The sequence below is a fragment of the Kitasatospora sp. NPDC054768 genome, from assembly GCF_053612025.1.
This window is the reverse complement of the sequence record NZ_JBSHBN010000287.1, coordinates 1-5,641: the sequence shown is the minus strand read 5'-3', so window position 1 is coordinate 5,641 and position 5,641 is coordinate 1. Positions and strand designations below refer to the sequence as shown.

At 73.1% G+C, this 5,641-nt stretch carries 4 protein-coding genes and 1 rRNA gene; all 5 read left to right on the top strand.

What is annotated here, in order from left to right; all coding sequences use genetic code 11:
• Positions 1-67 (top strand): 5S ribosomal RNA (gene rrf / locus ACWGKU_RS40200); the annotation flags it as partial.
• Between the two features lie 200 nt (positions 68-267).
• Positions 268-1,677 carry a histidine kinase gene (locus tag ACWGKU_RS40195; RefSeq protein ID WP_452181005.1) on the top strand — a complete coding sequence of 470 codons (1,410 nt, stop codon included), beginning with the start codon at positions 268-270 and terminating at the stop codon, positions 1,675-1,677.
• Complete coding sequence (locus ACWGKU_RS40190; RefSeq protein ID WP_387736816.1) at positions 1,629-2,294, top strand: response regulator transcription factor; 666 nt, start codon at positions 1,629-1,631, stop codon at positions 2,292-2,294. Before ACWGKU_RS40195 ends, ACWGKU_RS40190 begins: the two co-directional genes overlap by 49 nt.
• 221 nt (positions 2,295-2,515) lie before the next feature.
• The gene (locus tag ACWGKU_RS40185) at positions 2,516-4,153 is read left to right on the top strand and encodes a DUF2637 domain-containing protein (protein WP_452181004.1); all 1,638 of its coding nucleotides are present in this window, start codon (positions 2,516-2,518) and stop codon (positions 4,151-4,153) included.
• A gap of 110 nt (positions 4,154-4,263) precedes the next feature.
• Complete coding sequence (locus ACWGKU_RS40180) at positions 4,264-5,553, top strand: DUF6986 family protein (RefSeq protein ID WP_452181003.1); 1,290 nt, start codon at positions 4,264-4,266, stop codon at positions 5,551-5,553.
• Positions 5,554-5,641 lie beyond the last annotated feature (88 nt).

Below are 5,641 nucleotides of genomic sequence, written 5' to 3'. Positions count from 1 at the left end.
AGCTAAGCCTTACAGCGCCGATGGTACTGCAGGGGGGACCCTGTGGGAGAGTAGGACGCCGCCGAACAATTCTTCAGAAGAACCCCCATCCGGGACCCGGATGGGGGTTCTTCGCATTTCCGGACTGTCTCATCGGTCGGTGTCACTTCCTCCACTCGCAGGTGGTCCTAGGTCTACCTCGGGATTGGGGTGCCATGGCCAGTGTGGGTGATGGACGGTTCGTGAAGACTGATGGAGGACGATCGGTACCGGCATCAGGAGCTTCCCGTGACAACAGTGAGTCGTGCGAGCGGCACGTCCGTACGTGCGCAGGCCCGGGCCGCCTTCACGGCGGGCGGCGAGGGCCTGACACGACTGCTCGTGGTGTTGCTGTCCGCGGTGCCGGGGTTCGTGCTGCCGGTGGCGGCGGCCGTCCTCTCGGGGGTGATCGCGGCCCAGGTCCTCCAGAACTACTCCCCGGGGATCCTCGTCGCGCTGCTGGTGGCTGCGTTCGTCGGTTCCGTGGTCGCCGCCCACCTCGTCCGGAGCGTCGCCGACCGTACCCGCGGGCAGGTGGAACGCTGGTTCGGCATACGGCTGCCGTCCACCTACGAGCCGCGTCCGGAGCTGGAGTTGGACGGCCGCGGGCACTGGTGGACGGGTTACACGTACCACCGCTCGCGGACGGTGGCGAAGTACGTGCAGGTCGTCCACTGGGGCCTGCGGGACCGGACCACCCGGGGCGAGTTGCTCTGGATGCTGGTGAACCCGCTCCTTGTGGTGGCTCTGGCCGGCCCGCTGGCGGTTCTGTTCGGGTTGGGCGTCGCCTACGCCCTTTCCTCGCCGGTGCCGGCGGACGACTTCGGCCCGCTGAGCGGCCGGATGGCGTCCATGCTGCTGAGCACCGCGCTCGGGGCCGCCATGGTCGTCGGCGGCATACTCGTGGCACCGTTCGCGGTGCGGATGTACGCGGAGGCCGCCCGCCGGGTGCTGGACCAGGACGGCCGGGCGACGCGCGCCCAGCTGACCAGGCGGGTCGTCGAGTTGACCGAGACGCGGGCGGACGCGGCGGGCAGCCAGGCGGCCGAGCTGCGACGGATCGAGCGGGACCTGCACGACGGCGCCCAGGCGCGACTGGTCGCGATCGGGATGACGCTGGGCACCATCGAGCACCTGATGGACACCGACCAGGGGGCCGCGCGGGAGCTCCTGGCCGAGGCTCGCCAGTCCTCGGCCCGGGCCCTCCAGGAGCTGCGGGACCTGGTGCGCGGCATCCACCCGCCGGTGCTCGCCGAGCGCGGACTCGGCGATGCCGTCCGGGCCCTCGCGCTGGACAGCGCGCTGCCGACCGAGGTGTGCGTGAGCCTGCCGGACCGTCCGCCGGCGCCGGTGGAGGCCGCCGTGTACTTCAGCATCTGCGAGCTGCTGGCCAACGCGGCCAAGCACTCGGAGGCGGAGCAGGTCTGGGTGGACATCCTCTACCGGGCCGGCCTCCTGCGGATCACGGTGACGGACGACGGGGTGGGGGTGGCGGACCCTTCGCGGGGGACCGGACTGCGTGGTATCGAGAAGCGATTGGGTACCTTCGACGGTGTCCTCTCCATCGACAGCACGTCGGGCGGACCCACCACCATCACCTTGGAGTTGCCGTGCGAGTTGTCCTCGCCGAGGACCTCTACCTCCTTCGCGAAGGCCTGATCCGGCTGCTGGAAGCGCACGGCTTCACCATCGCCGCGGCGGTGGAGACCGGCCCCGAGCTGCTGGAGGCGCTTCTGACCCACCGGCCGGACGTGGCCGTGGTCGACGTCCGGCTGCCCCCGACGCTCACCGACGAGGGCCTGCAGGCCGCGCTCAAGGCACGGCGGGAGATCCAGGGCCTGCCGGTGCTGGTGCTGTCGCAGCACGTCCAGCAGCTCTACGCGCGGGAGTTGCTGGCCGACGGCACCGGGGGGATCGGCTACCTGCTGAAGGACCGGGTCTTCAACGCCGGGCAGTTCATCGACGCGGTCCGCCGGGTGGCGGCCGGCGGCACGGCGATGGACCCGGACGTGATCGCCAAGCTGATGGAGACCACCGCGCGCAGGCCCGGTCCGTTGCTGCGGCTGTCCCCGCGGGAGCGCGAGGTGCTGGAACTGATGGCCGAGGGCTGTTCCAACTCGGCGATCGCCGCCCGGCTGTCGGTGAGCGACGGTGCGGTGGCCAAGCACATCGCCAACATCTTCAGCAAGCTCGACCTCGCCCCGGACGAGGATGCCAACCGCCGGGTGCTGGCCGTACTGGCCTACCTCAACGGCACGGCGAGGCAGACCCGCTGACGGTCCGGCCGGCCCCCGGCACCGATCCGCACGGTGCCGGGGCCGGCGTTCGGCCGCCGCACTGTGACACCCCAGGCTGTGGGAACGCTTAAACACGCGTACGAGTAAACTCCGGTGGGCCGAGCCCGGAGGCTGCTCAGCCGTCCGGCGGCCCGACCAACGGGACCCGGCAGCCGAGGCACTGTACGCCAGCGGCCGACATCCAGGGGTTGATAGACGTAATGGCACGCCCAACGCTCACCAAGGCCCATCGTGGCCTGCTCGGCCTGGTCGCGGCCGGTGCCTGCCTCATTTCGGGCATCGGCTTCGCGGGCTCGTACAACGCGGTGCGCGAGCTGGCCGAGGAGAAGGGCTTCGGCGCCTTCTCCTACGCCTTCCCGATCGGCGTGGACGCCGGCATCGTCGTGCTCCTCGCGCTCGACCTGGTGCTGACCTGGCTGCGGATACCCTTCCCGATGCTGCGGCAGACCGCGTGGCTGCTGACCGTCGCCACCATCGCCTTCAACGCGGCCGCGTCCTGGGGCGACCCGCTCGGCATGGGGATGCACGCGGTCATTCCGGTGCTCTTCGTCGTCGTGGTCGAGGCCTCGCGGCACGCGGTCGGCCGAATAGCGGCGATCACGGCGGACCGCCACATGGAGTCGGTCCGGGTGATGCGCTGGCTCCTCTCGCCGGTGCCGACCTTCCGGCTCTGGCGGCGGATGAAGCTCTGGGAGCTCCGCTCCTACGACGAGGTCATCCGACTGGAACAGAACCGCCTGGTCTACCGGGCGCAGCTGCGTTTCCGGTACGGCCGCGGCTGGCGCCGCTCGGCGCCGATCCAGGCGCTGCTGCCGCTCAAGCTCGCCAAGTTCGGCGTGCCGCTGGACCCGGCGCTGCTCGACCGGCTGGACGACGAGGGCCGTGTGCGCGAGGCCCCGGAGGCGCTGCCGGAGCAGGAGGCGCAGGGGATACCCGGCCAGGAGAACCGCGCCACCGCCGCCATCGCCCCGGTCGCCGAGGCCCAGGCCCAGGCCCAGCAGCCGCAGCAGCCCCAACACCCGCAACACTCGCAGCAGGAGCCGCAGGCCGCCCAGCAGGCCGCTCCGCAGGTCCAGCAGGTTCAGCAGGCCCAGCCCGAACAGGCTGCGGCACAGGCACAGGCCCAGCCCGAACAGGCTGCGGCACAGACACAGACACAGACACAGGCACCCGCGGCCGTCGCGCCGTTGTCCGCCGAGGTCGCCGCGCCGATGCTCGCGAAGCTGGCCGCCGTCCGGCTGCGGGCCGCCCAGGAGCCGGACGAGGTGGCGGACGCCGCCCCGCAGCCGCGCGGCGAGGAGCTGAACGTCTGGACCGAGCGCCCGGTCCGCACCACCGGCCACCCGGCCGACGCCGCCCCGGGCGGGCGGGTGCCCGGCCAGGCCTCGCCCTGGTTCAAGCCCCCGCGCCCGGTCGCCGAGGAGCCCACCGCCCTCGCCGCCCCCGCCCCCGCCGCCACCGCCTCCACCTCCGAGCCCGTTCCGCAGGCCCAGCACGCGGCCGGCTCGCAGCGGCAGCCCGAGCAGTCCGAGCAGCCCGCCGAGCACGAGCAGCAGGTCCCGGCCGAGGAGCGCGTCCACGCCGAGCAGCCGGTCCACGCCGAGCAGCGCGCGGTTGCTCCGGTGCCCGCGCGCCTCGACCCGGACCTCGCCTACGAGGCGCTCGTCTCGTACATGGACAGCTACGGCCACCAGCCCGACCCCCAGCGCCTCGCCGACTGGCTGACCAGGGAGTTCGGCGTCACCGGCAAGGGTCCGGACGGTTCGGTCCACCCCAAGGAGGTCGCCGACCTGTACCCGGAGCTGAACGAGCGCTACGCCGCCGCCGGGAGGGACTGACCGCGGCCGCCACCGTCCGGTGCCGGGTCGGCCATTGACGCCCGTACCCGCCGGAGCTACCTTCGCCTCAACAAATTGTTGAAGCGCTGGTTCGGCATGGAGGAGTGCGGATGACACGGGTCGGGGTCGACGGAAACGGGCCGACGGACGCGGCCTCCTTCTCCACCGCGGCCCGCGCCGCCGTGGAGGCGCTGCTCGCCCCCGTCGACGCCGATCTGGCACGCCGTTACCCGGGCGAACCCGGGACCAGGCAGCCGGTGCACACCGTCTACGTCCCGGCCGACGCCTTCGGTGCCGACACCGTGCGGGAGTGGGGCCGCCGGGCCCTGGACGCCTTCGACCGGCACGCCGCCACCCCCGCCGAACTGGCCCGCGCCCTCGGCGTCGCGGACGACGAACTGCTCGCCGACGTGCACGCCCGGGTCCGCGCCAAGCTGGAGCGCGAGCCGATCGAGGACCTGCGGATCGACTTCGAGGACGGCTACGGGCCCCGCCCCGACGCCGAGGAGGACGCGGCCGCCGTCCGCACCGCCGGGCTGGTCGCCGCCACGGTGGCCGGGGGCGGCGCCCCGCCGTACCTCGGCATCCGGATCAAGTGCATGGAGGCCGCCGTCCGGGCCCGCGGCATCCGCACCCTGGAGCTGTTCCTGGCCACCCTGCTGGCCCGCGGAGGGCTGCCGGAGGGCCTGGTCCTGACCCTGCCGAAGGTGACCTACGCCGAGCAGGTCACCGCGCTGGTCCGGCTGCTGGAGGACTTCGAGCGCCGGGCCGGGCTGCCCGCCGGCCGGATCGGCTTCGAGATCCAGATCGAGACCACCCAGGCGATCCTCGGCCCGGACGGCCGGGCCACCGTCGCCCGGATGATCGAGGCCGCCGAGGGGCGCGCCACCGGCCTGCACTACGGGACCTTCGACTACAGCGCGGCCTGCGGCGTCAGCGCGGCCCACCAGAGCATGGACCACCCGGTCGCCGACCACGCCAAGGCGGTCATGCAGGTGGCGGCCGCGGGCACCGGGGTCCGGCTCTCCGACGGATCGACCAACGTCGTCCCGACCGGTTCCACCGAGCAGGTGCACGCCGCCTGGAAGCTCCACCACGGCCTGGTCCGCCGCTCGCTGGTCCGCGCGTACTACCAGGGCTGGGACATGCACCCGGCGCACCTGCCCACCCGCTACGTCGCGGTCTACTCCTTCTACCGCGAGGGCCTGGCGGCCGCCGCCGCCCGACTGGCCGCGTACGTCGCGAAGGCGGGCGGTGACGTGATGGACGAGCCGGCCACCGCCCGGGCGCTGAGCGGCTACCTGCTGCGCGGCCTGGACTGCGGCGCCGTCGACCTCGCCGAGGTCACCGCGCTGACCGGTCTGGACCGCGCGCGGCTGAACGCCCTGGCCGGGCGCTGACCCGTCGGTGGCCCGTGGCCGGTGGCCGGCCGCCGGTCCTCCCGTCGTGCGCCAACTAGGCTGGCGGTGCCGCCCCGGTGTCCCGGGG